The following is a 26960-nucleotide window of genomic DNA, read 5'->3' as shown; positions in this document are numbered from 1 at the left end:
TACCATGCAAGAATGGATGATAGTTATGTACTTAAGAGAGAATCATGGTGGAAGGAAACATTGTGTTCGAGAGAACATGGATATAACTCTAATTGATATTGGAGCAGTTGTTCGCACAGGAAACAAGCGAAAAACATAAAATGACATAGTGGATAAAGTGTTCGTACCTAGACGTACTTACTATCACCTCGAGCCATGTTGAAACCGTAGTAAAGCTATATAAGGCGTAATTTGTCACAGAGAAGAAAATTGGGGTATAATCTGATTATAGGGGTGATTGTGATGAATACAGCAAAAGAAATCCTCTTAAAGCTTATAGAGGATATACCTGAAAATCAGATACCTGAAGTGATAGACTTTTTGGGGTATCTCAAAATGAAAAACGAAAAAGAACTGTACAAAGATTTGGAACAGGCGAGCCAGAGCAGCATGGACTTTTGGGACAATGATATAGATGACGAGGTATGGAATGATGTATAGACAGGGAGATATACTGCTTATACCTGTTCCGTTTACTGATTTATCTTCTAGCAAGCGAAGGCCGGTGCTTGTAATATCGAACAATCTATATAACTCTCCATCGGATGATATGGTTGTGGTAGCCATAACTTCTAACTTGGCTTCAAAAAGCCATAGCATATTGATAAAAAGCGATAGTTTGCTGGAAGGCGTCTTGAAAGTGGATTCAAATATAAGAACTGATAAGATATATACTCTTTCTCAGAATATAGTGATGAAAAAATTTGGAACGGTTAAAGAGGATGTTCTATATGATGTTATAGTGGAAATTGGGAAACTGATAAAGAGAGGATAAGAGAAATATTGCAAAAGGCATCTACCTACGGCTGAGACTGTGGTAGTGCTATATAGAGCGTAAGGGATTGGAATATCTGCTTAAATTATGATATAATCAATTCAACAGAACCCGACACGCCTCTTAACAATGCGGACCACGTCGGGTCATTTGATAGCTCTCAACCGTAGGAGGTATTTTCAATGGGAGATAAGGATTTGTTGAAGGCGATTTCGGACATGCTGGACTCTAAGTTGGAGCCAATAAACAGAAGATTGGACAGCATAGACGATAAATTGGGCGGATATAGCGAGACTAAAGGCAAAGTAAATAGGAGTATTGTTGAGGCATCTACCTAAGAGGGTAGGTGCTTTTGTTTTGAATGAAAGCACATTAACTTCCCTGGAAAACTTGAAAGCAAGGGAAATAAAGAATATAATGATAGGGAATATTTAACACTAGGAGAACTGATTAATAAAGTATGAGAATTTTTACACCAAACTTTGTTTTGAACAAAGAAATATGAAGAGCATTAAAGAGAATTATTAAGATTATATAGGGAGGGACCAACAATATGAGCACTTTTTTAAAGCTCGCAATAACTAAAATCGGAGATTTATTGCTGCGAGATAAGATTACAATGGATAAAGACGGTAATCCGATTGCTGGCATCAAATTGGCGATACCAAGTTATCAGCGTCCCTATAAATGGACAGCAAAAAATGCGATTCAACTGCTGGATGACATTATCGATGCCAAAAATGAAAATAAAGAGACATACCGAGTAGGAACACTAATACTCCATCAAGAGGAAGAACACACATACAGCATAGTAGACGGGCAGCAGCGAACTATTACGTTCTCCTTGCTGCTCAAGGCTCTCGGAGCTGAGTCAATAAGCTTTCTAGATCAGCCCCTAGCAGACAATCCTCATAACACTCGCAATATACCTAATAATTTTCGGACACTGGAAAGACGTGCAAATAATATTATCGACGAAAGGGATAGAGTAGCGCTGCTGGATTACGTTGAAAACAACTGCGAGCTTATCGTTGTAATTACAGAGAATATATCTGAAGCATTTCAGTTCTTTGATTCACAAAACGCTCGTGGCAAAAAGCTCTACCCCCATGATCTGCTGAAGGCATATCACCTTCGCGAGATGAACGACTTAGATGCAGCTGAAATTGAGGGAGTTGTTAAAAGTTGGGAGAACTTAGAGCAAAAAGAGCTCGCATCACTGTTCAGTGACTATCTATATCGCTTGAAAGAATGGACAAAAGGGAATAAGGCTTGGGAGCTTAACGAACATAATATACATAAATTCAAGGGCATTACTTGGCAGGACAATTTCCCTTACGCTCAATACTATAAAGGGGCGTTTGCCTATGCCGACACGGTCAATCATTCCACAACACCGTTCGTTTCAGGTATGCGAAAGCTCAAACCGTTTCAGTTGGACACTCCTATTATAGCGGGCAAGCCATTCTTTGATTATGCAAAACATTACTTTAAAATACTTAAAGACATTCAGAACAACGATAAATATGAGGGATATTTTATAAATGATAACGATATTGTAAAAACGCTTGACCTTAGAACATACAAAAATGGTGTCGGCAACAGGATTACCAGACTTCTGTTTGACACTGCTATTTTACTCTATGTCGACAGGTTCTGTCCTGAAAGACCTGAAAAAGTGGACTTGGAAATGCTAGATCAATTTGTGGTATTTGCTTTTGTCTGGGCATATTCGCTTAGGGCGCAGTATCAAAATGTGGGCTGGCTATCGGCGCAAAATTACATTATCGGGAACGACGTTACGAATTCCTTCAACATATATAAAATGATAACTGAATCAGATTCACCGGTGTCGCTTTTAAGCGTGCTTTCCGACAATATAATCCCGCTGTCAATCGGCTCTGTAGTGGCGAAAAAAGATAATCTGGATGATCAGGACGAAGAAGGAATTTATCAAAACTATCTTCACTATTTCAAAACAAACAAATATTTGGAGGATAAAAATGAAAAATAAAGCTTTGCCACTCAAGGAACTGTCCATAGCCCAAATTTATAATGGCGAAAAAGCAACTTATGAAGTTCCTATATACCAGAGAAATTATGCCTGGGAAAAAGATGAGATTTCTGCGCTGATTCAGGATGTCCATGATGCGTACACTGCAAAGAAGCAGACATACTTTATCGGGACGCTTGTATCTTTTCATAAAGGGGACCAGGTATACGAAGTGATTGACGGGCAGCAGCGACTGACGACAATTAATCTTATTCTGAGTGCGTTAGAAGCTCCTCTTCAAAACAAATTGACTTATCGAGCACGAAAAAAATCGAACGATACTATCCAAAGCATTCCTTTTTTTGAAACTGAGGAAAAAGATTACGGAATTATAAATGGATTCAAATATGTTAAGGAAACAATTGACGAGATAGTTCCAAAAGACAGCCAAGACGGGTTCAAATCCTACTTTCAGCATAGTGTCCACTTGATACACTACCAAGTGCCAAAAGACATAGACTTAAATCACTACTTTGAAATAATGAATTCCAGAGGAGAGCAGCTGGAAAAACATGAAATTATTAAGGCTCGTCTTATCGAAAAACTGGGAGATGCTGATAAGGCGAAATTTAATCGCCTGTGGGAATACTGTAGCGAGATGAATGTATATATTCAGCAAAAGTACAGTAGCGACAAAAAAAGTGCAATCCATATTTTCGGGAGATCTCTCTGCGATTTTGACTTTGAAAATATTACGGACTTTGATGCTCTGCCAGATGTCGAAGATAACACAAATACGCTTAAAATCAGCGACCTTATAGACTATAGAGGGGCATGCGCCACGAAGGAGGAAGAGAATAAAGCTGATACTTTCCAGCCGATTATTGACTTTTCAAACTTTCTTCTTATTGTGCTTAAGCTCACTCGCATGAAAGAAAGCGAATTTGATCCTGCGAGCTTTAATCTCGACGACAAAGAATTGATTAATGAATTTGACAAGGTTCAGGTTGACAACGAATTTGTAAAAAATTTTGGTTTCAACTTGCTTATGGCAAAATATTTGCTGGACAATTATATAGTGCACCATTCGAATGAGGATGACACTATTGAGAGCAATCCGTGGAAGCTCCAATACTGGCAAAAAGAAAACAATAAAGGGTATCTGAAAAATCTTGACGACGAAAATTATATACAGAATAAACTTGTTCATCTGCTCTCAATGTTCGAGGTATCATTTACACCGAGACAAAGGAAAAACTATCTTTTTTACTGTCTGTTTTACCTGTTCAATAATGAATACTTGGACAATGTAGAGTACTGTGGCTTTTTATCGGGACTAGCTGATAAATACTTCAAAGATATCTATCTAATGGCGGATAATCTTAATGAAATCAATACACCGAAGCCCGGTAGCTTTGATAGTGTAATTCTTCGAAACAACTCACTTGATATTAAGTCTCACAATAGCGGTTTTGACTTTGCCGGAATATATGGGGACGGCACTACAATATCGAAGGGAATTCCTCTGTTCATTTTCAACTATCTTGACTATAAACTTTGGGAGAAATACTTTGATGAATTTCGTGGCAAGAAAACAAAAGAAGGCGACAAAGAAAGGAATAAATTTTTTGATATACTTGGCTGCTCTGATTTTGGGCTGAGAGTATTTGATCAGTTTTATTTTTCCAGAACTCGCAGGAGCTTGGAACATTACTACCCTCAAGCTAATGTAAAAGTCGAAAATAGTGAGATGAACAGAGATCAAATAAACTGTTTTGGAAACTACGCTATGATCGGCAGTGAGATAAATAGCTCTGGCTCGAATTGGACTCCTAAAATAAAGCTAGATCATTACTTGGATGTTTCAGGAAAGATTAAGCAGGTAAGTGTGGCATCAATCAAGTTTATGATAATGATGCAAATGTGCAAAGACAACCAGAACACCCGTACAGCCGGGCAAGAATGGAATTACGATGACATAAAAGACCATCAAGAAAAAATGTTGGGAATACTGTCTAGTGGATTGAACGCTTAAAGAAAAAATACAGAACCCGCTTACAAAGCATGCACGAATTTTAAGAGACGATGACGTAAGAATTGCATGGGGAACTGTAAACGGTATGATTAAAGCTTTTGAGCGACTTGCTGAATTAAAAGAAAAGTATTAGGCTAAGGAAATTTCCTAAAAATAAAAAACAACGAGAAAATATCAAATACAAAATCAGGAGGGAAAATATGCAGCTGTTTTTTCTAAACAAAGATAAATTAGAATTTATAGACGACCACCCGTTTAAATTAGAGAAAGATATTCAGAATCTATGTGAAAAAAATCTAAAAGAAGTGTTTGACCTTGAGTTTGTATCATCTGAATTTTCTATAGGAAACTTTAGGATTGATACGCTCGCTTTTGATAGGGCCAGCAAGTCTTTTGTAATTATAGAGTACAAGCGCGACAAGAAGTTTAGTGTAATAGACCAAGGGTATGCTTACCTATCTGTGATGCTTAACAATAAAGCTGACTTCATATTGGAATATAATGAAAATCGCAGAGATAGTTTAGGCAGAGAAGATGTAGACTGGTCACAGTCAAAGACGATATTTATATCACCTTCTTTCACTGCATACCAGATGGAAGCTACAAATTTTAAAGACTTGCCTATAGAGCTTTGGGAGGTAAAACGCTATTCCAATAAAACGGTGAGTTTCAACTTTATATCAACATCTGGAGTCAAGGAATCTATAAAAACAATATCTCGGGGAAATAAAGAAATAGAAAACGTGAACAAGCAAATAAAGGTATATACAGAGGATGAACACTTATCTAATATGCCTGATGAAATTTTAGAGTTATACGAAAAATTCAAAAGTGCAATACTAAATATATCAGAGGAAATAAAAATAAAACCTGTCAAAAGATACATATCGTTTAAAGTGAAGAGAAATGTAGTGGATGTATGTATCCAAAAAAAAGCCATTAAAATGTGGATAAACCTGAAGAAAAATAATCTAGACGATCCAAAAGGATTGTTCAGAGATGTATCTAGTACAGGACATTGGGGAAATGGTGACTATGAAGTTCAGGTTAGCGATGATGAAAACCTAGAGTACATAATAAGCTTGATAAAACAGAGTTACAAACAGAACAGGCTATAAATAGCAGGGGGAATCTTTATGTTTAATAACAATAGACATCTGAATATATTTGAACATTATACTCAAAAAGGCTCGTTGCCGGTAGAAAATAATTTATCCAGAGGACTGGCAATACTACTTAATCAGAACAATTTAGTATTAGATAGATTCATTGATTATGTTAATGCGAAATGCTTCGAGAAAAAATCTCCATCTATAGTTTCTAAGCCACAAAGAAGCAACGACAAACAAATTGGCATTCAGCAGAAAATTACAAAGACTGTTCAGAGTTACCCAGATCCTCAAAGTATAATAGGCATAACTCTGACAACTTCATCTCCTATCAACATGATAGAGAATGAATATGATGATAATAATAGTCTGATAACAGATATAGTTATAAGATGTAAAGACACTCTAGTTGTCATTGAAGTAAAAAGAAACGCTGCTGATGCGAGGCTTCAACTTAAACAGCAGGTAAAAAGCATTGAAGAAGAGGTTGTCAGGCAGGGCGGAAATCGTCCAAGCACCGAACTTCTTGATGGAACATGGGAGGAAGTAATTTCAATACTACAGGATGTTTACAATATCTCCGGAAGCAATGAAGACAGTATTTTAGGACATTATTTAAATCATTTAGAAAATTATTATCAGGAATGGTTCCCAATATCTTTGCTTAATGACATACCTATTCAGTACGAAAATGAGCCAGCGATTGACAAGAGAATATTGAGTCTCATTAAAAATTGCTGTGAAAATGAAAGTGATTCCGAGAAATACTCAGGCAGGTATATAGTTCCGTTAGATTATGATTTTTGTAATCAAGCTCAGATTAGTATGGACTACGGATCCAAAAGGCTTATGATTACAGTTTGGAGTGGTGATACAAAGTGGCAAAGCCACTGTCTGCTTAATAAAACAGCGAATGACCTATCCTGGGTTTATGAAGATAATTTAACTGTAGATGGATTTGAACTTGAGTTATTGACAGAGCCTTATCTCCGTCTAGCTCACTTTCAATCGACAATAATAGCTGAATATTTTGATAAGAGATATTATCAAAATAATTTTGGAGCTTCTAAGGATAAATGCAAAGAGCTGTATAATGATATAACTAGGGAATGGAAAAGAACTGATTGGTCTGAACTAAGGGCTTTTTTGAAAGGTAAATATAATGGCTTGATTGATATGAATAGCTTTGATTCAGACTTTAAAAACAGCTTTGAAAACTCTAATAGAAGTTACGCTCATGTTTCATTTGGATATGAAACGACTGCTTATATTTCGATGGATGTTGTAAGTGAATATGAGAAAAACAATTCAACTTTGAGAGGCAGTGATAAGCTAGCTAGCTTCATATCAAAGACTATTGATCAGCTTATGAATAAAATAGCATAGATAAGTTAAATGAAATTAGGTTGGGAATATTCTACAGCTGAGACTGTGGTGGTGCTATATAAGGCTTAAGTAGTTGAAAGACTGAGGTAGAAGGTATAAGGGTTATATTCCCTAAGACAGTGAAGTAGGTGAAATTTATGATTGATTATAATGAGAAAAAATTCGTATGTCCACTAGATTTGGGTTTTGAAATTATAAGAGGAAAATGGAAAGCTGTTATATTATGTCACCTTGGAGATGGCGAGAAAAGGTTTTTAGAGCTTCAAAGAATAACATGTGGCATAAGTCAGAAAGTACTGAATGAACAGCTGAAGAGTTTAGAGCAAGATGGCTTAATAGAAAAGGTGATTTATCCAGAAGTACCACCAAAGGTAGAGTACTTTCTTACAGAGAAAGGAAAAGGGCTATATCCGGCGTTAAAAATGATAGAAGAATGGGCTAGTAAACACTATAAATTAAATGATAATCAATGCTAGTGAAATAAAATAATATATATCTACTAAAGCAAATCTCCTATTTCAAACTTTTCGGTAAGGTATCTTACAAAAAAGTGGGTACTTGTTTGATAGTTCAGTATACTGTATGGTTTGAGTATGTTACAAAAGGATTTAAAGGAGGAAAAGTAAATGAAAGTTTTGGCGTTTAATGGAAGTCCTAGGAAAGAAGGGAATACTTATCATGGGATAAAAATAGTTGCAGATGAACTTGAAAAAGAAGGATTAGAAACAGAAATAATCCATGTTGGGAATAAAACAATTAAAGGGTGTATGGCATGTGGCTATTGCTCTAAACAAAAGAATGAAAAGTGTGCAATCAAGGATGATGAGGTTAACGATTGGATTCAGAGAATGAAAGAATCAGATGGAATTATTCTAGGTTCGCCAGTACACTATTCAGCAATAGGAGGAACTATGAAAGCGTTTTTAGATAGGACATTTTTAGTTGCAAGTGTTAATGACGGTATGCTAAGACACAAAGTAGGAGCATCAGTAGTTGCTGTACGACGTTCGGGCGGAATTCCAACATTTGACCAACTAAATAATTACATTAATTATTCAGAAATGATAATACCTACTTCAAACTATTGGAATGTTATTCATGGCACTGCTCCTGGTGAAGCATTAAAAGATGAAGAAGGGACTCAAATCATGAGAGTGCTTGGGAAAAATATGGCATGGATTATGAAGGTAATTGAAAATAGTAAGGATAAAGTAAAAGAGCCAGAAAGAGAAGGTAAAATATTTACTAATTTTATTCGATAGAGTTAAATTGAATAATACTGGTTAATATTTAGACTTATATAAAAAAGGCAAGGAAGAAACTGGTCGCTGGAATATAGATTTAACATGAAATAAGGGAGAGACTTTAATGGAATGGATTTATGAAAACAGCGAAGACAATAAATGCAGATATGTTTTGGGAATAGAGGGCAAAAATCCACTTCTATGCTTTGGTGTAAATCCCAGCACAGCAGAAGCGGGGGTTTTAGACAACACCATGAAGTCTGTAGACAGAATAGCTAAAAACAGCGGATATGACAGTTGGATAATGCTAAACCTCTATCCACAGAGAGCTACTAATCCGAATGATATGGACTTAAATATGAATGAGAAGATATTTGAAGAGAATCTCAAATGGATAAGGAAGACAATATGCAATGGAAAATTCGACATTTGGGCTGCATGGGGAACTTTAATAGAAAAAAGAGGATATCTTTGGGACAGCTTGAGAGCGATAGTGGAGATTGTGGAATCAAATAACTGTAGGTGGATATCATTTGGGAAAAAGACAAAATACGGCCATCCACATCATCCGTTATTTTTGAGAGCAGACGAAAAATATGAAGAGTTCGACATTTATAAATACGTAAAATAAAAAATTGAATTAAGGTCGTCCAGAAAAATATAGAACCCGACACGCCTCTTAACAATGCGGACCATGTCGGGTCGTTTGATTTTATCAATCAGTATTCCAGATCCCATAGCCCTGGTTGTATGCAATTTGAAACAACGGGGTGACGGCGGACTTTATGGAATTTGAAAAATCCTGCCTGTTGATGCCCTTGGACAGGTCGATGCTTCTGGACAGGTGGATGTAGTTTTCAAGCTGTTTTTTCATCTTGCTATTTCCGAGTATAAATCGGTATGTCTCGTACTGAATTTTGCAGAAGTTGTCTAAGTATCTGTCAAGTACAGGCAATTTGTTGTTTTTTGAGCTATTTACAGTTGCAAATGTCGGAGTTAGATTCCACAGTTCGTCGTGCATCACAAAGCTCCAGGGAATGAAGTGGTCTATGCTTAAGTTTCCGTACTTGCCGTAGTTTTCAGGATTAAGCTCTGCGCCGGTGTATATGTCGCATAAAGGCGACTGCTGGCTCATAGACTGCCAGAGCTTTCTGGCGGCGCTCAGGTCTCTTTTAATCGGAGCGCTCAGCTTGTATGGTATAGCCGGCACATTCGGATTTCTGCTTTGCAGGAAATATATCAGCTTGTACTTTATCCATCCGTAGACTATATTCTGGTTGGCTCTAAGGTATTCGAACCATTGCTCGTTTACACTTATGGTATTGTTTTTAGAATCAATCCTATAAAGAACATCGCTATTTGACTGGCTAAGGGATTCAATCAGGAAGTTTTTCTTGTAGTCCTTAAGCCCAGCAAGCGCTTCGGCGAAGAACGGCGATACAAGCCTGTAGGGAACCATCTTGTACAGGTCTGAAATGCATTTTTCCACTTCAGGATCTTCAAGGTTTTCCAGAAACTCGAGAAAGCCACTTTCCCTCACGCTACTTTCTATTTTATACTTCCTATGTATAAGCATTACCAGGTCGTATAGCTTGTCCACAACTCCGAAGTTTAAATGGTACTCCACAAGCGGATACCATGAGTCAGAAATCATTCGGCACACGACTCTTCTAAATGGAATCACTTTTTCGCCAGATACAACTTCTTTGAACACACCCAGAAACCAGAAAAGCTTGTAGCTTGTGGTCAGGCCGTCTGTCAGCATTCTCTCCAAGACGTTTGAATTTATATCGGGACACTTTGGAAGAGCTATCATAATTCTATTCACCTCCTCGCAGCCTGTCAAAACCGACAGGCTAGACTTCGATAAAACCTATTAAAATATCTATAACCTCTTCTAATATGTCTTGGGGAATTTGCTCTTTGAATGAAATATTCCTAGCTGATATATCTAGCGACTTTACTTGATCGCATAATATCACTCCGGTAGTTTTAGTTCTTTCATCCAGCTTGACTTGAAAAGGAAGACCCCTATCAGTGTTAGTTATAGGACATAATATAGCTGCTTTTCTGGTGAACTGGTTAAAGGCATCTTTGCTGACAACTAGAGCGGGTCTGGTTCTGGCTTGTTCATGTCCAGCTTGAGGATTGAAGTTTAGATAGACTATATCACCCTGCTTAGGTATATAAGCCACTAGAACACCTCCTCGCCGACAGGTTCGCCAGTATCCCATTCTTCATATTCATATTCTCCGGTGAATCCAGCTATTCTCTCTTCAAAGGTCTTATGTTTTTTCAAAGGCATTATTATAATATTACCTTCTTTGACCACTATCTCTACTTTGTCGTTCTCTTTAAGATGAACTGTTTCTAATGCAGATTTTGGAATTCTTATCCCATTACTGTTACCCCACTTTTGGATTTTAGCTAGCATTTTAAAGACCTCCTTTCATTTAGTATATACTATGTATAAACAAAAAATCAATAGTAGTAGGGTGTACTGTGGACGATTTCAAGATATACAGCGACCAAGTTAATTCGATAGGAAGAGTTATCATAAGTATATTCATCTCCAGTTAAATTTTAAAATTAGCATACATATGCTATAATTACTTATATGAAGCGTCTAGGTTATCGTTATTAAATATTACATTTAGGAGAGGAGGATCAGTATGGCAACTTCATCATTTGACAAGAAGTTTACCCTTGATACAGAAAAAGCTGTAGATTCATTTGTAGATATTTTCAATAATCCTGTGAACAGCATAAAGATAGATAGATCTTTAGCTTCAGCAGAAAAGAGCGAGGGAGGTACCGAAAGATTAAAAAAAATATTGTCTCTTTAAAAACTCTGCTGGAAATAGGAGAAGAATCATATATACAAAAGATTCTATCAGATTTTGTTTGTAAGAAAGACGAAGACATTGAAAGTTTCCTGAAAAGCAAAGCTATTCTGTTTGAAAAGCTAGGAAAAAGCAGAACGTTTTTAATCTATAGTGATTTTGAAGACAAATTTCACATATTAGCCTACTTCACTATAGCTATTCAGATGTTGCAGATTCCAAGCAATTTATCTAATAGAAAAATTAAAGACTTTGACGGGTTTAGTGCCAAAATAAATGGAGAAGTTATAACTGAAATTCCAGCTATATTGATTGGACAAATTGGTAAAAATGATAGCTATAGAAGCGAGATATCTGGAAAAGATCTCATGCAGTACTGTATGAATATGGTTTTGAACGGGCAGACTTATCTAGGTGGAAGAGTGGTTATGCTGGAGTGTAAGGAAGTGCCCTTTCTTATAGAACTTTATGAAAGTTTTGGATTTGTGAAGATAGAAAAGGATTACAAGAAAGATGAGTTATTGCAATTCATAAGGATACTTAAGGAAGATGAGTTATTTGAAAAAGAAAGTATTTAAAAGTAAGCGTCCTGCCTATGATTATTGTCTCATAGACAGGACGTTTTTATATGTGTTGCTAAAAGCCTTTAGACTAAAAAATCTTAATCAGCGGCTCCAGCTCTTCGCACACAGTCCTCGCAAGCTCGAAGTCATTGTCTTTCAAAGCCAGTGCAACTCTTGTCTCGAGCTCTTTTTTCTTTTGTTCAAGCTCTAAGTAATTTTTGTCAAAGTGATTGTCATATATCATCTTTCTGAACTTTCTCATGCTCATCTTTCTGATATTCTTGTCTTCAATGATCAAAACATAGTCCATGCAGTTTATTATGGAATAGAAGTCGTGAGAAACCATCAGAACAGCTCCATTGTAGTTCGATATAGCTTCTTCCAAAGCGATCTGCGAATAGGTGTCTAAGTGGCTGGTCGGCTCGTCAAGCAGCAGCATATTTGCATTGCTTGAAGAGAGCTTGGCCAGCTGAATCATATTTTTCTCTCCGCCTGACAGAGAGCTTATCTTTTGAGATACCAGCTCCTCCTCAAGGGCATGCTCGGATAAGCACGAGATTATATCTTCAGAGCTTTTGAATCCAAAGTCAAAGAATTCCTCCATAACTGTATTGGACTCAATTAGAGTTTCGTTTTTAAGCTGTGAAAGACAGGCTGTTTCGATGTTTTCACCGAATGAAATAGAGTCACAGCTGTTTTCAAATATATCTCTGAGCAAAGTCGTCTTTCCAGTGCCGTTCGCTCCGATAAGGGCTACTTTATCCCCAGAGTTAATCTCAAAGCTTATGTTATCCAGTAGTGTCTCGTCGAATGCGACGCTGTGGTTTTCGACTTTCAGTGCAACAGTTTCCTCGACTTTGTTGTCTGTGTTCAAGCGAATATTCGGCTGCTTTATATATACGAACGGCGCTTTTATCCTTCGAGCTTCCAATCGCTCGTGAAGCCTGACTCTCGCTTTCAAGGTCCTGCCTCTGGAAGCGTCGATAATCTCTGTAGCTTCGGTTCTCAGTCTGTCGATTAAAGCCTCGTTTCTAGCAAGCTCTTCAGTATCGCCATGGGCCAGCTCCTGCAGTTCGATTTTGTTTTCAAGAAGGGAAAAATTATAGTCTATATACCTTCCGTCAAATTCCTGAAGCTCCATATTTTCAAGGTGAAGAATTTTATTGAAGCAATGGTTTAGCAGATACCTGTTATGCGTGATAACCAGCAGGGCTCCTTTGTGGGAGTTTATCAGATTTTTGAGGGAATTCAGGTTTTCGAAGTCTAAAAATACATCCGGCTCGTCCATAATCATCAAGTCGGGACTGTTCAGCATCTCTTTTATAACTTGGACAAGTTTGAACTCGCCACCGCTGAGCTCTGAAATTTTCAGGTTTCTATGTTTAGTAAGATTTGCCGTATTGAGTTTCTTTTCTATAATGCTCTCGAAACTGTCGCCGCCGATTGCGTCAAATGCGTCCAGTGTCTCTTGATACTTTTCCAGCAGAGGCTCTATATCTGAAGATGTCTCCATTTCAGAGCAGATTGACGACAGCTCACTTTGCAGTTTGATGCATTCATCGCCGATATATTGAAATACAGTCATCTCATCTGCGCTGTCTATCTGAGCAAACTGACTTACATAGCCGATTCTGCAATGAGGGTCTATATCCAATTTTCCATCGAACATATAACTCTCGGGGTCCATAAATATATCTGCGAGGGTACTTTTTCCACTGCCGCTGACCCCTATGAAGGCGCAGTGCTGACCTTCTTCTATTGTGAATGAAATTTTATTGTACAGATTTTTTTGTGGAAATGAGTAGGATAGTTTATCAACTTTTATCATATTATCACCTTTCTTTGTGAACGAAAAAGAGCCTATAGAAATAAGCTCTTCGACATATTGCACTTATTTGCGCAACAACCATATTTTCTTGATTTCAGTTGACAGTATAACATTTTTGAAGGCTGCACACAAATGGTTTCGTGCATGCGTGGCATAATTGTAATTACAGAGAAAAAATACACTGGATAGCGATTGAGGTATTTGGACATTTAAAAAAACGATAACCGGGCATTTGTCCATAAAGGAATCCTATAGTGATATATGTTTGCAGGGGTAATAATATCATATAGCTACTAAGACGGCTGTATAATTATATTACTAGGGGGAATGAAAATGTCATTGATAAATAAAAGTGTTCCGGATTTCAAAGTTCAAGCGTATCACAACGGTGAGTTCACTGAAGTTTCGTTAGACTCTATAAAGGGAAGCTGGTCTGTATTTGTGTTCTATCCAGCGGACTTTACATTTGTCTGTCCAACAGAGCTAGGTGAGTTGGCTGATAAGTACGAGAAATTTAAAGAGATAGGCTGTGAAATATATTCGATTTCCACAGACACTCACTTTGTCCACAAGGCATGGGCAGACGCTTCCGAGACTATAGGCAAAATCAAGTACCCTATGCTTGGAGATCCGACAGGAAAACTGTCTAGAGACTTTGAAGTTATGATTGAAGAAGAGGGATTGTCCCTAAGAGGCTCTTTCGTAATAAATCCTGAGGGGCAGATAAAAGCCTACGAGATTCATGACAACGGAATTGGAAGAAATGCAAATGAGCTGCTGAGAAAAGTTCAAGCTGCTCAATTTGTGGCAAAGCACGGAGATAAAGTATGTCCTGCAAGCTGGGGACCTGGAGAGGATACTTTGACGCCGGATATAGATTTAGTAGGAAAATTATAGTTTGTATTTAAACAGCTGGACGATGTCTGGCTGTTTTATTTTGTAAAGAAATATGATTTGTGCTATATACCGATATCGATATATAATTTCCTTTATGAATTACCATCCATTTGTAAAATTGGTGTCAGAGCTTTTGATAGAGTCGGAAAAGCTTTGGCTATCAGTATTAGAGTAAAGTAAATTGGAAAGGTGGTAGCGATGTACGAATATTTGATTTCATGCCTGAGAAAGCATAGGAAAAAGACAATAAGCCTGGAAGAGCTGGAGAGTTTGGTGACGGGAGAAACTTCCTACAGGGAGTTTTCTGAATCTGTAAGTCGGCTGGTGGATGATGGTGTACTTTTGGAAAAAAGTCCAGAAAAGAACAACGGCAAGGAAATTCCCCTATGCTACAGATATGGCATAGATAGACATGCGCTTTTGAAAGATCACAGGGAAGGCATATTGGAGTGCAGACTTGGTTTGGAATCGGATATCAGTCTGGAAGCTTACTATGGCTTGAGTGAAAGCACTTGGAAGAGAGATATTCCACATATAGAGAAGATAGATGGGTATATATCTAAAATGGGGTTTCCACAGGTTACTGCGACATCTCAAGAGAGGTCATTTCAGCTGGTGGGGGATGAAAAGTGGATAGACGAAAAAGGTGGAAAAGCGGTGCTGGAAAGGCTGGGTATTTGGGAAAAGCTTAAGATAGAGTGCAGTCCGGATCCGCTTATGATAGGCGTAAATGCAGATGTATTTTCAAAAGATATAAATCTCCACTTGGTGGTTGAGAACAAGGCCACCTTTATGGCCCTTCTTGATGGACTTAGAGACACAGGCTACGCGTCGCTTATATTCGGCGCAGGCTGGAAGATAGTCTCCAACATAGATATGCTGAGTATTCAGCTTGGGACTGGGGGAATAGATCGTATATACTACTTTGGAGACCTTGACAGTGAGGGCATCTCTATATGGAGCGCCTTAAGTGAAAAAGCGGATGTAGAGCTTGGGACGGACTTTTACAGGGCGCTTTTAAACAAGTCGTCCAGCATTGGAAAAGAAAACCAGAAAAGAAATCCCGAGGCTATAGAGAGGTTTGTAGAATGTTTTAGCGAGCAGGAGAGCGAAGAGATACTTAGAATACTGGATAGTGGAAGATATATTCCGCAAGAGGCTCTCTCTAAAGATGAACTTTTGGAAATATGGAGGGATTCAAATTGGAAATAAGCATACGCAGTGTGACGGAAAACTACAGAGAGAGAATGCAGCGGATTTCGCTATTCGACCCTTTATATGAGTTGGGGAATAAGCGAAAATTGGACAGAAGCGGAAAACGGATAGACTACTTTGATCTGGGATTTTTGACCCTTCTCTTTTTCTTTGAGAACATGGTCATAAGAAATAGAAAAGTGGGGGCAAAGGAGCTGGCGGAGTTTTTATTCAGACTGAACAGCGACGAAGTGGACCTAGACTATGAAGGGTTTGAGGATGTAGCTAGAACGATTATAGAGGTATTCAGGCCGTCTTCTGGAAAGAGAAAGACGAGGGAATTCTACAACTGGGAGACTAGAAAGTATGAAAATATACAGTACTCTATACTGAAAGGGAACAGGTCTGACCATGACACCAAAGCCCAGTACTACACGCTTGACGAACAGGGGCTTGAGCTTATATTTGCGACCAAAGAGTACTTCAACGAGTTTCAGCTATCCATAAACCAGCTTGTACTTAGAAAGCAGCTTGAAAAAGGGGAGTTCACGGGAGCGCTCAGGCAGATAGACGAAATGAGTCTCGATGTGAAAAACCTCAAGTGCAGAGTGGAGAAAATAAGCCATGAAGTGAGCAGAAATATAGTTTCGGACGAGATATTTCAAAGGTACAAGAAAATGGTAGAGGACATAAACACAAGGCTTGGGCATGAAGATGAAGAGTTCCGCGAGCTACAGTCTTTTGTGAAAGAGACAAGAGAGAGAATAGGAAATGAGCTTTCAAGTGAAAAAGAGAGAAAGACATACGAGCTGGTACTTCGCATAGAGAGGGAGCTTGAAGAGGTGCACTACGAGCACAGGATGCTTCTGGATAGAAGCCTTGAACTTAAGACTACGGCGCTTACAGCTGTCTACGATTCCCTCTACTACGCGGGGATAGAGTCCTTTAATTTTGACCAGGAGGTAGTGGGGAGGATATTCTCTTCTCCTCTTCCGGTATCTTCTGCGAGAAGCCTTGTAAAGCCGCTTCTTTTTCTGGAGAAAAGCAGTGTCTGGTCTCCGCTGTCTGTATTCTTCAACCAGAGAATAGAGGGGGGAGCCAGAAAAGAGGAGCAACATGATTTCTACGATTTGGCAGAGCAAGAGGAGCTAGATCAGGACGTAAAGGCAAACCAAGAAAACTTCAGATATATGGCCAGAATAGTTTTAGAATCTTTAGACAGCGAGGGAGAAGTCGAATTGAATCAGATAGTGAAGTGTGTAGAGTACAGCGAATACAAGGACATATTGGACAACAAGAGCTTCTACTACTTCTGGATAATACTTCATCAGAGGTCCCCGATAGAGCTGAATAAAATAGACGTGGACGAGGAGAAGTTGCTCGGGAAAGCCTTCGAGATGCTGGGGGCTGTAGCTGATACGGTCCACGTAAGTGAAAGTGAAGAAATCATAGGGTGGAGAGGCAGGTTCGAGATAAAAAATATGAAGATAAAATTGGAGGGCTATAGAGATGCTTCTTTATAATAATGAGCAGATTATGGAATCTTTCAGGATTTACTCTACGCTTTCGGCAAACGGGGCAGGTGAGTGCGAGGATATGAGGTCGTATATGGCTGACGACAAGGTCAGGGCTCTTGTAGACCAGTTTTCAAGGCAAGTGGACTGCACTGTATTCACTTCGGGAGAAAAAATATACATGGTCCCGATAGCGAAGAGCTCTCCGTTCCACATCTCAAATGAATCCTTGAAGAGAGAGCACTTTCTCAGTAGGTGGGAGAATTCAGACCTGTACACCATGTATCTCTCTGTGATAGTTCTCTTTGGCTGCTTTTACGACAGCTACCAGACTATAGAGCCTACAAGGGATTTTATAAATATGGCGGAGTGGATGGACACGCTAAGCGAAAGGATAGAGTCTCTAGAAGAACATGGAGAGGAGCGACTGGCGGAGATGGACAGAGAGCTTGAGTATAACTGGTCTTCCATAGTGAAGAAGTGGGCAGATATGGACGAGATAAAAGAGACTGTAAAGACTCAGAAGGGGCAGACCATAAGCAAGATGTCTTTTCTGAACAGTGTAAGGAGATTTCTAGAGAGGCAGGATCTTGTAAAAGACATAGGGAATGACGAGATAGAGCTCACAGAGAAGTCCAAGGTCATAGTCCAGAGATACTATATGGAATATGACTACAACAGGGGCATACTGGACTTTATTTATGAGGTTGAAAAAAAGAGAGGAGAGATATAATGCCTTCTATTTCTAAAATCCGATTTTCAAATGTGATCTATGAAAACGGCCAAAAGCGCTACAACGATGAAATATTCAGATTCGATGGGCACAATGGAGTTGTAATACTTGAAAACGGAGGCGGAAAGACGGTTGCAATCCAGGTCGCAATCCAGGCTGTGCTTCCGCACCAGAGCCTTGCAGAGCGTAAAATAAGAGATACTCTTATGCTTGAAAATACCACTTCACATATAGCTGTGGAGTGGATAATTTCGGACAAGCCCAGGAGATATGCGCTGACTTCGGTGAATCTATTTATAGACAAGAGCGGAGTGAACTCACTTAAGTACGCATACGAGTACGGGGAAGGAGACGAGGGTTCGATTGAAAACCTGCCGTTTGTAAAAGAGAGCGAAAGTGGCAGAAAAAGGCCTGCCACAAAGGAGGAGATGGGCGAATATTATCAGGATATGGTTAAGAGAAAAATGAACGCCCATAGCTTCATCACTATAAAAGAGTACCAAAGCTATCTAGAGGAGAATTTCAAGATAATATCTTCGGAGTGGAGAAAGATAGTTACCATAAACGGCACAGAAGGGGGAGTAGAAGCCTTCTTCGACTCATGCAAGACGACGGGGCAGCTTGTGGACAATTTGCTTATACCTACAGTGGAAGATGCTATTCTTGGGGAAGGTGCGAAGGGCTTTGCAGATACATTTGAAAAGCAGAGAGGCCACTTCAAGAAGTACAGGCTGCTCAGGGACAGGATAGAGGAAAGCCAGAAAGTGGAGAAGCGCATAGGTGTATATGTGGATAGCTACAGGGACTACGACCAGGCTAATTCTAGGACGAAACTCCTGAAGTCGGATGTGAAGGCTCTATACAAATTCGCTCTGGAAGAGGAAGAAAAGAACGGCGGAGAGATAGAAAAGAGCGAAGCTCTGAAAGAGAGTCTGAAGCTTGAGGAGTTGGAGCTGGAAAGGGAAAGAGCATCTTGTCGACTAGGAGTGCTGAAAGAGAATATGGACTCTCTGAAGCAGAGCTGCAGGGAATCAGAAGCTTTAAAAAATCAGAAAGAGGGGGAATTGGATCTCAAGCAGATCAGGCACGACCAGCTGAATGTATCAAAATACAGGCGCTATATAAGGCTGGAAGAGGAGAAGCTGGAGTCTTTGAGAAGTCAGATAGAAAAGTTGAACCAGGACAGGGAGACGGAGAGCATAAGGGCCGAGCTTGAAGAAAATGGAATGGCTATAAGGGGATATTTCCTCGACATGGAGGATCAGCTTAAAAGAGATATAGAGCTAAGTCGGAAAAGGATTGAGGAATTGGAGAGCAAGCTTGAAAAGTACAGAAAAGAGCTTGAAATTTCAGAAAGCTCCAGACAAGAGATGGCGAGTGAAAGGAGCAAGTTGCAAGGGGCTGTGGACGAGATAGAGAAAAACATGCATACCATGGCGGGCGATATTCTATTCAAGCCTGACAAGGAAAGTGTGGAGGACTTTATTCCAGAGTGGAAAGGCAAGCTGACTTCGCTTGAATCCGAGATGTTCGAAAGTGAAAGTTATGCAAGAAAATTGAACGAGGAAAAATCGGAACAAGAGGAGCAGCTGGAGAAATACAGGCTGGAAGCGAGATTCTTGGCAGACCAGGAGTCAGAGCTTTCAGGAGAGCTTAAAGTTCAGAGCGAAGCCCATGAAAGACTTCTAAGGAGAGTGAAGGAATTCAGGACTAGCTGGTTCAACATGGAATCTCTCTACTTGAAGCAGGAAAGTGTAGCTGCTCAGCTTCTGAACAGATCGGAAAGGCTGAGAGAGGAAAAAGAGAGCTTGCTTCTTCAGGAAAGAATAGCCAGCAGATGGGAGGACGACTACAGCGAGAGCGACTACTATACTGCTGACCCTTCTATCGAGGTATGGATAAGTAGTTGGAAGAGACAGTTTAACTATATTGAGTCGGGGAGCGAATACGTCCATAGGGCGTCTTTAAGCCTAGGTAAATCAGAGGTAGAGCTGTATGAAGCATATCCTAGATGGGCTTCTACAATAGTAGTCGGAGAGCTTGAGCTTGAGAGGCTTTCAGAAAAAATAAGAGAGCGGAGCGATGAAATTTCCCAGCCTGTCTTCGTGCTTACAGAGCTTGAAGCCAGAAATTGGATAGATGGCAGAAGCGTATGCTCAGAGAAAAATGTATTCTATCCAAATTGCTGGAGGGATAATATAGCAGCAGAGAAGTTTGAAGACTGGAAAAGAAAGGTGTCTTTTAAGGCGTCGGAGTCTAGGAATCTGAGAAAAAGCAAGGAGAGGGAACTTGGATTAGCTGAAGAGCTTTCAAGGGATGTAATGAAGTTTTTTGAGAACTATCCATACAAAGAGAATCTAGAGCTTCGCAATCAGCTCGAGAAGATACAGGATTCCAGAGACTCGAAGGCGAGCGCCATAGAAGAGAGCCAGTCCAGGTTAAAAGGTATAGACGAGAAAGTGGCGAGGATCCGGGAACGCTCGTCAGAGATTGTTCAAGAGAAATCTATGATAGAGGGCAAGTTGCAAAAGGCAATCGAATATGTCAAAAAGAAAAAAGAGAAAAAAGAGAAAGAGTTCGAGATGCTGAGAATTGGAAAGGAGATAGACCAACTTGCAGAACGTGAGCGTGCTTCGAAGGAGAATATAGAATACTGCAAAGATAAAGCAGAAAGCCTGAGAAATGGATTGAACGAGATGGAAACTGCTGTTGCAGTGCTTAGGGGAAAGGAGCTCTACAGAGAGACTAGTGGCTATAGTCCTAAGAGCACTGAAATGGCAATAGAGACACTGGAGTCAGAGAGAAAGACTATAAAAGCAGCTTTGGAAGACAAGCAGAGAGATAGAAGCAGTCTTGAAGAAAGTGAAAGGGAAGCTTTGAGTGTGCTAGAGAGACTAAAGGCAGATCTGCTTAACTTCCAGAAACAGATGAATTACGAGCTGGAGGAAGAGGTGGAATTCCCTCCATACGGGGAAGATGAACTGGCAAGAATTATAGACGAGTTGAATAAGCTGAGAAGTGAGTGTGAAAATCTGACAAAAGCCTATTTGGAAGTTAAGTCTGAAAAGGAAAAGGCAGAGAACACATATGAATTGCGTCTAAAGGATTTCTACAAAGAGTTCAAAGAAGTTGTGGAGTTCGAGATCCCTCTTGAGCAGGCAGAGGAGAGAATAGAGGAGGACGCCAGAGAGCTTGCGAAGAAAGTGGCATACAATTTAAATTGGCTGAGCGAGCTCTACAGGCAGCGAAAGGATATAGAGAATGCAGTAAACGAAATAAAGAACAAAAACTACAAGTGCCAATATCTCACAGAGGAGATAGAGGAAGTGGAAATCAAAGAGGACTTGAGAAATGAATTTCCGTACAATAGGCAAAAAGTGCTGAAAAGTGCTATAGGAGCAGTTGAGGAAAGCACACAAATTATGGAGAAAAAGCTGTATCAACTCGAACTGGAGAAGCAGAAGTTTGTGGAATTCTGCAATGAAAATATATTGGACGTGAAATTCAAGGACAGGGCTCTTAGCGGTATACGCAAGAAAGACTCTCTTTTGGAAGTGCTAGATTGGCAGAGCAAGATGGAGCATATAATAAAAAGGGCTATAGAGCTGGCTGAAAACGACATAAGGGATCACGACAGGGAAGTGCAGCAGTTTATAGGCCACCTGTATTTGCACCTAGAGACAGTAGCTAAAGAGATAAGACAGATACCTAGGAATACAAGGGTAAAGGTAGAAGATAGCTGGAAAGACATATTCACCATAAACGTGCCAGAGTGGAATGAAAAGGAGACAAAAGAGGAGCTGTCTAGATATATAGACTGGATGATGAAGCAGCTTGAGGGGGAGGGGTTCAAGGACGAGAATGGCTACGAGATAGAGGAAAAAGTCAGAAAGTCGATAGAGGTGTGGCTACAGTCCAAGCAGCTTTTGGAAATTGCGCTCAGGAGCAATCCTATAAAGGTCAAGTGCCGCAAGGTTACAAATGACAAGAAGATAAGCAGTTTGCCGTACTCTTGGGAGACCTCCAACTCATGGTCTGGAGGGGAGAAGTGGAGCAAGAACATGACGCTTTTCCTTGGAATACTGAACTATCTTGCAGAGAAGAAAGCAGGTCCTAGCAGAGGGCCAAGCAGAACTGTTGTAGTGGACAATCCGTTTGGAAAAGCGTCTAGCGACCATATACTGGATCCTGTATTCTTCATAGCCAAGCAGCTTGGGTTTCAGATAATAGCCTTTACAGCGCATGCAGAGGGAAAATACATCAGGTCGTATTTCCCGATAGTGTACAGCTGCAGACTTAGAGACGCTGAAAGCGGGGACACTCAAATAATGACCAAAGAACAGGAGATAAGAAGTGCATTTTTTATAGACAAGGACCCTCTGACTATGACAAGGCTCGGGCAGGTGGAGCAAACCGAGATATTTGATTTGGAAAAATAAAGTATAGGTAGTTATAGAACTTTGCTATTTGACAAAGAACTGCCTTAAGCATATAATGTGGAGGAAAATAGAATAACGTTTGAACAGGGGAGCTTGTATGCAGGCTGAGAGGAAGTGATCAACTTCGACCCTTTAACCTGATTTGGATAATGCCAACGTAGGAAGTTACTTTCATAGCTTTTACAGCTCTTATGGGAAACATCGTCAGGTGTTTCCCTTTTTTGTTCAAACGAAAAGAAAAGGAGTTTATAAATGGAAAAAACAAGCATTTTATCGAACGGACTTATCTGGTTCGGGGCTGCGGTGTCAATCGCAGAGATTATGACGGGGGCGTTGATTGCTCCGCTGGGATTTGAAAGAGGGATTTTGGCGATCGTATTGGGGCATGTAATCGGCTGTGTGCTTCTTTACGGTGCGGGGCTGATTGGGGCAAAAACTGAAAAAAGTGCTATGGAGACGGTCAAGCGTTCATTCGGGGAGAAGGGATCTCTGATTTTTTCAAGCTTAAACGTGCTTCAACTTGTGGGCTGGACAGCCATCATGATTATTTCAGGAGCGGCGGCTGCACAGACCACTTTCCCGCTTTCAGGCCAATGGGCTTGGAGCCTTATAATAGGCGGCTTGATTGTGCTCTGGATTCTGCTAGGCTTTAAAAACCTGGGAAAAGTCAATGTGCTCGCCATGGGTGGATTGTTTGTCCTCACAATTATAATGAGCGCCGTGGTCTTTCGTGGTGATGCTTCAGCGCCGGTGAGCGACGCCATTTCTTTTGGCGTAGCTGTCGAGCTGTCCGCAGCAATGCCGCTTTCCTGGCTCCCTTTGATATCGGACTACACAAGTAGTGCAAAAAAAGGGTCTACACTTGTCAGTAGTCTGTCTTATTTCACTGTCAGCTGCTGGATGTATATAATCGGGCTAGGAGCTGCGCTCTTTACGGGTGAGAGCGACGTTGCAACTATTATGATGTCTGCCGGTTTTGGAATGATTGGACTCCTTATAGTCGTACTGTCCACTGTCACCACTACGTTTCTCGACGCCTATTCAGCGGGGATCAGTGCAACTAGCATATGCGGTAAAGTAAATGGGAAAGTTGCAGGCGTTGTGGTCACGATAGTAGGCACAGTGCTTGCGATATTTGCGCCTATGTCGCAGTTCGAAGGGTTCCTCTACTTGATAGGATCGGTCTTTGCACCGATGATCGCCATTCTGATCACCGACTTCTTTGTACTTAAAAAGGACAGCAGCGGCTCAAGTGTAAACACAAGAAACATCGTCATATGGTGCGCAGGGTTTGCTCTTTACCGAATTTCCATGACTTTGGACACACCTATAGGGAACACACTTCCTATAATGGTCATAGTGTCCATGATTACTGTTGCTACAGATATAGCGCTAGGAGGAGAGAAAGAATGCTTAAAAGATGCTTTGAAAATGTAAAAAACAAGTCGCCGCTTATTCACAACATAACCAACTATGTAACCGTTAACGATTGCGCCAATATACTGCTCGCCTGTGGAGGATCCCCTATTATGGCGGATTACAGCGGTGAAATTGAGGAGATTGCATCCATTTGCAACGGGCTGAACATCAACATCGGTACGCTCAATGAAGGCACAATGCTTTCAATGATCCTAGCGGGTAAGAAGTCAAATAAGTGCAATAACCCTGTACTTCTCGACCCGGTAGGAGCAGGCGCATCCGCCTTGCGTACAGAGACAGCACACAGACTACTGGAAGAAGTCAAGTTTTCGGTAATTCGTGGAAATATTTCCGAGATTAAGACACTTATAGACGGTACAGGATCTACTTCAGGCGTAGACGCGAGCATTGACGACGTGGTTACAGAGGAAAATCTTGACGAAACTGTTTCATTTGCAAAAAGCTTTTCAGCAAAAACAGGTGCCGTCATTGTAATTACAGGGGCCATAGATATTGTCGCGGACAGTGAAAAAGCTTACGTAATAAGAAACGGTCATCCCATGATGAGCAAAATTACAGGCACGGGATGCATGCTGAGCGCCATGACAACTGCTTTCATAGCGGCAAATCCTGAAAATATAATAGAAGCTACTAAAGCTTCTGTTGCAGCGATGGGGCTTTGCGGAGAGCTTGCTTTTGAGAGGCTTTCGGAAAGGGACGGAAACTCAACTTACCACAACTATCTGATTGACGAGGTGTACAATCTGACGGCCGAAAAGCTGGAAAGTGGTGCTAGATATGAAGTTCGATAAGGAGTCTATGAGACTTTATGCAGTTACAGACAGGTCCTGGCTTAACGGTAGGACTTTAGCGATGCAGGTGGAGGAGGCCTTGAGGGGCGGAGCTACATGCGTGCAGCTTAGGGAGAAAAAACTGTGCGAAGAAGATTTTCTAAGGGAAGCCTTTGAGATTAGAGAGATTTGCAGAAAATACAGCGCTCCATTTTTCATAAATGACAATATAGATATAGCTATAGCCTGCGAGTCGGACGGAATTCACGTTGGTCAAGGAGATATGGACGCTGGGGAAGTTCGAAAACTTGTAGGCGACAATGTGATCTTAGGCGTTTCAGTGCAGACCGTGGAACAGGCGGTTGAGGCTGAAAAAAACGGCGCAGATTACGTTGGAGTCGGAGCAGTATTCAACACCTATACAAAATCGGATGCGGATCTAGTATCACACGACACTTTAAAGGCCATATGCAGAGCGATTTCTGTACCGGTAGTTGCCATTGGAGGTATCTACAAGCACAATATCATGGAGCTGAAAGGCAGTGGCATTGACGGAGTTGCTCTTGTCTCAGCTATATTTTCAAAAGAGGATATTGAAAAAGAGTGCAGAGAGCTGAAGAAGCTGTCCGAGAAAGCATTTGGGCAGTGAAGCTGTTGGGGGCGATTTTCGACCTTGACGGTACAATCCTAGACTCCATGTTCATATGGGACAGAATTGGCGAGGATTATTTGCTGAGAAGAGGGATTGCTCCGGAAAAAGGCTTGAGTGAAAAGCTAAAAGCCATGAGTCTTTTAGATTCTGCGAACTATTACAGGGAGAACTACGGGATTCTAGACGATGTAGAGACTATTGCAGAGGACATAAACGACATGCTTTTTCACTTCTATGCCTTTGAAGCTGAATTGAAAAGTGGTGTATTCCAGATGCTTGAGCATCTCAGATCAGCTGGGGTCAAGATGTGTATTGCAACGGCAACCGATCGAGCATTGGTGGAAGTGGCTCTTAGAAGGATAGGGATATCGCATTACTTCGGGAAGATACTCACCTGCACCGAAGTTGGTTTCGGAAAAAGCAGTCCAGAAATCTACAATTCGGCACTGGAATATCTCGACTTGGACATAGAGGAAGTACTGGTCTTCGAAGACGCTATTCATGCTGTTGAAACTGCTAAGAACTCGGGCTTTAAGGTGGTAGGAGTATACGACGAATCTTCGATAGACGATCAGGAAGAAATCAAAAGGCTGTCGGACTATTACTTAAAATCTTTTACAGAAAGGAGTTTTCAGTATGATTAAGAAAGTTTTGACTATAGCAGGCTCTGACTGTAGTGGCGGTGCCGGCATTCAAGCGGATATAAAGACGATAACTGTGCACAAGATGTACGCCATGAGTGTCATAACTGCTTTGACTGCCCAAAATACCACTGGTGTATACGACATTGCGGAAGTGACACCTGAGTTTGTAGCGAAGCAAATGGACTGTATACTCACCGATATTGCTCCAGATGCTGTGAAAATCGGCATGGTTGCAAACAGTGAAATAATCAAGGTGATTGCAGAGAAGCTAAGCCAGTATGGTGCAAGAAATATCGTTGTGGATCCTGTAATGGTTTCCACAAGCGGACACAGGCTTATAGATGAAGAGGCCGAAGCGGCGTTACTCGAATACCTGCTGCCAATCGGGTCAGTTATCACCCCGAATATCCCAGAGGCGGAGGTCTTGTCTGAAACATCGATAAAAAATCAAGATGATATGGTCGAGGCGTCGAAAATAATAAGCAGAAAAGTAAATACGACTGTTCTAGTGAAAGGCGGACATCTAGTGAGCGATGCTTCTGACTTGTTTTTTGAAGATGGCAGATTCAGCTGGTACACTTCCGAAAGAATCGACAATCCCAACACGCATGGTACAGGATGCACACTGTCCGCTGCAATTGCTTGCAATTTGGCGAGCGGAAAATCGCTTGGCGAAAGCATAAAACAAGCGAAAGCGTATCTTACAGGGGCGCTGCGATCTAACCTGGATCTGGGAAGTGGCAGAGGGCCTCTAGAGCACACATATAGACTCACTGTATTATAGGAAAGAAGTCCGAAACGCAGTTCTGTATTGTATATTCAGACAGGTTGTGATAAAATTTCTCACTACTTTAGAATTTAA

The 26960-nt window shown here is 40.5% G+C and carries 26 protein-coding genes and 1 riboswitch; of the genes, 22 read left to right on the top strand and 4 right to left on the bottom strand.

Annotated features, from left to right (window positions below):
• Positions 1 to 282: 282 nt before the first annotated feature.
• The 10 genes from EUAN_RS01245 to EUAN_RS01205 all read left to right on the top strand — a co-directional run bounded on the left by EUAN_RS01245 (position 283) and on the right by EUAN_RS01205 (position 9212).
• Positions 283 to 480 carry a DUF2281 domain-containing protein gene (locus EUAN_RS01245; RefSeq protein WP_071060836.1) on the top strand — a complete coding sequence of 66 codons (198 nt, stop codon included), beginning with the start codon at positions 283 to 285 and terminating at the stop codon, positions 478 to 480.
• On the top strand, positions 470 to 814 hold the full coding sequence (locus tag EUAN_RS01240) for a type II toxin-antitoxin system PemK/MazF family toxin (RefSeq protein WP_245674409.1): 345 nt from the start codon (positions 470 to 472) through the stop codon (positions 812 to 814). Before EUAN_RS01245 ends, EUAN_RS01240 begins: the two co-directional genes overlap by 11 nt.
• Before the next feature lie 182 nt (positions 815 to 996).
• Positions 997 to 1152: a hypothetical protein gene (locus EUAN_RS12555; RefSeq protein ID WP_169817305.1), complete on the top strand. Its 156-nt coding sequence runs from the start codon at positions 997 to 999 to the stop codon at positions 1150 to 1152.
• Positions 1153 to 1367: 215 nt separating this feature from the next.
• Positions 1368 to 2828 (top strand): DUF262 domain-containing protein, encoded by a 1461-nt coding sequence (locus tag EUAN_RS01235; protein ID WP_071060834.1) that lies wholly within the window; start codon positions 1368 to 1370, stop codon positions 2826 to 2828.
• Complete coding sequence (locus EUAN_RS01230; protein ID WP_071060832.1) at positions 2818 to 4842, top strand: DUF262 domain-containing protein; 2025 nt, start codon at positions 2818 to 2820, stop codon at positions 4840 to 4842. The genes EUAN_RS01235 and EUAN_RS01230 overlap by 11 nt, the downstream gene beginning before the upstream one ends.
• A 200-nt stretch (positions 4843 to 5042) precedes the next feature.
• Positions 5043 to 5960, top strand: a complete 918-nt coding sequence (locus tag EUAN_RS01225) for a DUF5655 domain-containing protein (RefSeq protein ID WP_071060830.1) — start codon at positions 5043 to 5045, stop codon at positions 5958 to 5960.
• Between the two features lie 18 nt (positions 5961 to 5978).
• Positions 5979 to 7337 (top strand): PD-(D/E)XK nuclease family protein, encoded by a 1359-nt coding sequence (locus EUAN_RS01220; protein ID WP_071060828.1) that lies wholly within the window; start codon positions 5979 to 5981, stop codon positions 7335 to 7337.
• Between the two features lie 137 nt (positions 7338 to 7474).
• A complete protein-coding gene (locus EUAN_RS01215) occupies positions 7475 to 7813 on the top strand; it encodes a winged helix-turn-helix transcriptional regulator (RefSeq protein WP_071060826.1) in 339 nt (112 codons plus the stop codon).
• 150 nt (positions 7814 to 7963) lie between these two features.
• Entirely contained in the window at positions 7964 to 8599 is a 636-nt protein-coding gene (locus EUAN_RS01210; protein WP_071060824.1) for a flavodoxin family protein, read from the top strand.
• A gap of 106 nt (positions 8600 to 8705) precedes the next feature.
• Positions 8706 to 9212: a DUF1643 domain-containing protein gene (locus EUAN_RS01205; protein ID WP_071060822.1), complete on the top strand. Its 507-nt coding sequence runs from the start codon at positions 8706 to 8708 to the stop codon at positions 9210 to 9212.
• Positions 9213 to 9296: 84 nt separating this feature from the next.
• Here the strand turns inward: EUAN_RS01205 and EUAN_RS01200 are convergent, their stop codons facing one another.
• Genes EUAN_RS01200 through EUAN_RS01190 form a run of 3 tightly spaced genes read right to left on the bottom strand, consistent with a single transcriptional unit; the run spans position 9297 to position 11015 of the window.
• A complete protein-coding gene (locus EUAN_RS01200; RefSeq protein WP_084655641.1) occupies positions 9297 to 10397 on the bottom strand; it encodes an HNH endonuclease domain-containing protein in 1101 nt (366 codons plus the stop codon).
• 40 nt (positions 10398 to 10437) lie between these two features.
• Complete coding sequence (locus EUAN_RS01195) at positions 10438 to 10776, bottom strand: type II toxin-antitoxin system PemK/MazF family toxin (RefSeq protein ID WP_097678037.1); 339 nt, start codon at positions 10774 to 10776, stop codon at positions 10438 to 10440.
• Positions 10776 to 11015, bottom strand: coding sequence for an AbrB/MazE/SpoVT family DNA-binding domain-containing protein (locus EUAN_RS01190; protein ID WP_071060816.1), 240 nt, complete (start codon positions 11013 to 11015; stop codon positions 10776 to 10778). The genes EUAN_RS01195 and EUAN_RS01190 overlap by 1 nt, the downstream gene beginning before the upstream one ends.
• A 238-nt stretch (positions 11016 to 11253) precedes the next feature.
• Here EUAN_RS01190 and EUAN_RS12550 point away from each other — a divergent pair, with 238 nt between their 5' ends.
• Together EUAN_RS12550 and EUAN_RS01185 are read left to right on the top strand one after the other, a co-directional pair.
• Positions 11254 to 11427 (top strand): hypothetical protein, encoded by a 174-nt coding sequence (locus tag EUAN_RS12550; protein WP_169817304.1) that lies wholly within the window; start codon positions 11254 to 11256, stop codon positions 11425 to 11427.
• Between the two features lie 203 nt (positions 11428 to 11630).
• The gene (locus EUAN_RS01185) at positions 11631 to 12002 is read left to right on the top strand and encodes a hypothetical protein (protein ID WP_211266237.1); all 372 of its coding nucleotides are present in this window, start codon (positions 11631 to 11633) and stop codon (positions 12000 to 12002) included.
• 73 nt (positions 12003 to 12075) lie between these two features.
• On the opposite strand, the gene EUAN_RS01180 is transcribed toward EUAN_RS01185, so the two are convergent.
• Complete coding sequence (locus EUAN_RS01180) at positions 12076 to 13815, bottom strand: ABC-F family ATP-binding cassette domain-containing protein (RefSeq protein WP_071060812.1); 1740 nt, start codon at positions 13813 to 13815, stop codon at positions 12076 to 12078.
• Between the two features lie 333 nt (positions 13816 to 14148).
• On the opposite strand from EUAN_RS01180, the gene ahpC reads away from it, so the two are divergent.
• The 10 genes from ahpC to thiD all read left to right on the top strand — a co-directional run bounded on the left by ahpC (position 14149) and on the right by thiD (position 26882).
• Entirely contained in the window at positions 14149 to 14712 is a 564-nt protein-coding gene (gene ahpC / locus EUAN_RS01175) for an alkyl hydroperoxide reductase subunit C (RefSeq protein ID WP_071060810.1), read from the top strand.
• 198 nt (positions 14713 to 14910) lie between these two features.
• Positions 14911 to 15924 carry a Wadjet anti-phage system protein JetD domain-containing protein gene (locus tag EUAN_RS01170; RefSeq protein WP_071060808.1) on the top strand — a complete coding sequence of 338 codons (1014 nt, stop codon included), beginning with the start codon at positions 14911 to 14913 and terminating at the stop codon, positions 15922 to 15924.
• Positions 15915 to 17429, top strand: coding sequence for a replicative DNA helicase (locus EUAN_RS01165; protein WP_084655639.1), 1515 nt, complete (start codon positions 15915 to 15917; stop codon positions 17427 to 17429). The genes EUAN_RS01170 and EUAN_RS01165 overlap by 10 nt, the downstream gene beginning before the upstream one ends.
• Positions 17416 to 18153 carry a DUF6063 family protein gene (locus EUAN_RS01160; RefSeq protein WP_071060804.1) on the top strand — a complete coding sequence of 246 codons (738 nt, stop codon included), beginning with the start codon at positions 17416 to 17418 and terminating at the stop codon, positions 18151 to 18153. The genes EUAN_RS01165 and EUAN_RS01160 overlap by 14 nt, the downstream gene beginning before the upstream one ends.
• Positions 18153 to 22592 (top strand): coiled-coil domain-containing protein, encoded by a 4440-nt coding sequence (locus EUAN_RS12140; RefSeq protein ID WP_084655638.1) that lies wholly within the window; start codon positions 18153 to 18155, stop codon positions 22590 to 22592. Before EUAN_RS01160 ends, EUAN_RS12140 begins: the two co-directional genes overlap by 1 nt.
• Positions 22593 to 22667: 75 nt before the next feature.
• Positions 22668 to 22773, top strand: a riboswitch (TPP riboswitch).
• Between the two features lie 71 nt (positions 22774 to 22844).
• Positions 22845 to 24029 carry a putative hydroxymethylpyrimidine transporter CytX gene (gene cytX / locus EUAN_RS01150; protein WP_071060802.1) on the top strand — a complete coding sequence of 395 codons (1185 nt, stop codon included), beginning with the start codon at positions 22845 to 22847 and terminating at the stop codon, positions 24027 to 24029.
• Positions 24002 to 24823, top strand: a complete 822-nt coding sequence (gene thiM / locus EUAN_RS01145) for a hydroxyethylthiazole kinase (protein WP_071060800.1) — start codon at positions 24002 to 24004, stop codon at positions 24821 to 24823. Before cytX ends, thiM begins: the two co-directional genes overlap by 28 nt.
• Positions 24810 to 25451, top strand: coding sequence for a thiamine phosphate synthase (gene thiE, locus EUAN_RS01140; RefSeq protein WP_071060799.1), 642 nt, complete (start codon positions 24810 to 24812; stop codon positions 25449 to 25451). Before thiM ends, thiE begins: the two co-directional genes overlap by 14 nt.
• A complete protein-coding gene (locus EUAN_RS01135) occupies positions 25406 to 26098 on the top strand; it encodes an HAD family hydrolase (RefSeq protein ID WP_211266236.1) in 693 nt (230 codons plus the stop codon). Before thiE ends, EUAN_RS01135 begins: the two co-directional genes overlap by 46 nt.
• Positions 26091 to 26882 carry a bifunctional hydroxymethylpyrimidine kinase/phosphomethylpyrimidine kinase gene (gene thiD / locus EUAN_RS01130; protein WP_084655637.1) on the top strand — a complete coding sequence of 264 codons (792 nt, stop codon included), beginning with the start codon at positions 26091 to 26093 and terminating at the stop codon, positions 26880 to 26882. The genes EUAN_RS01135 and thiD overlap by 8 nt, the downstream gene beginning before the upstream one ends.
• Positions 26883 to 26960: the final 78 nt, after the last annotated feature.

It is taken from the genome of Andreesenia angusta (assembly GCF_001855385.1).
Classification (GTDB): Bacteria; Bacillota; Clostridia; order Tissierellales; family Gottschalkiaceae; genus Andreesenia; species Andreesenia angusta.
The sequence above is the reverse complement of the archived record's forward strand: the minus strand, read 5'-3'. Positions and strand labels throughout refer to the sequence as shown.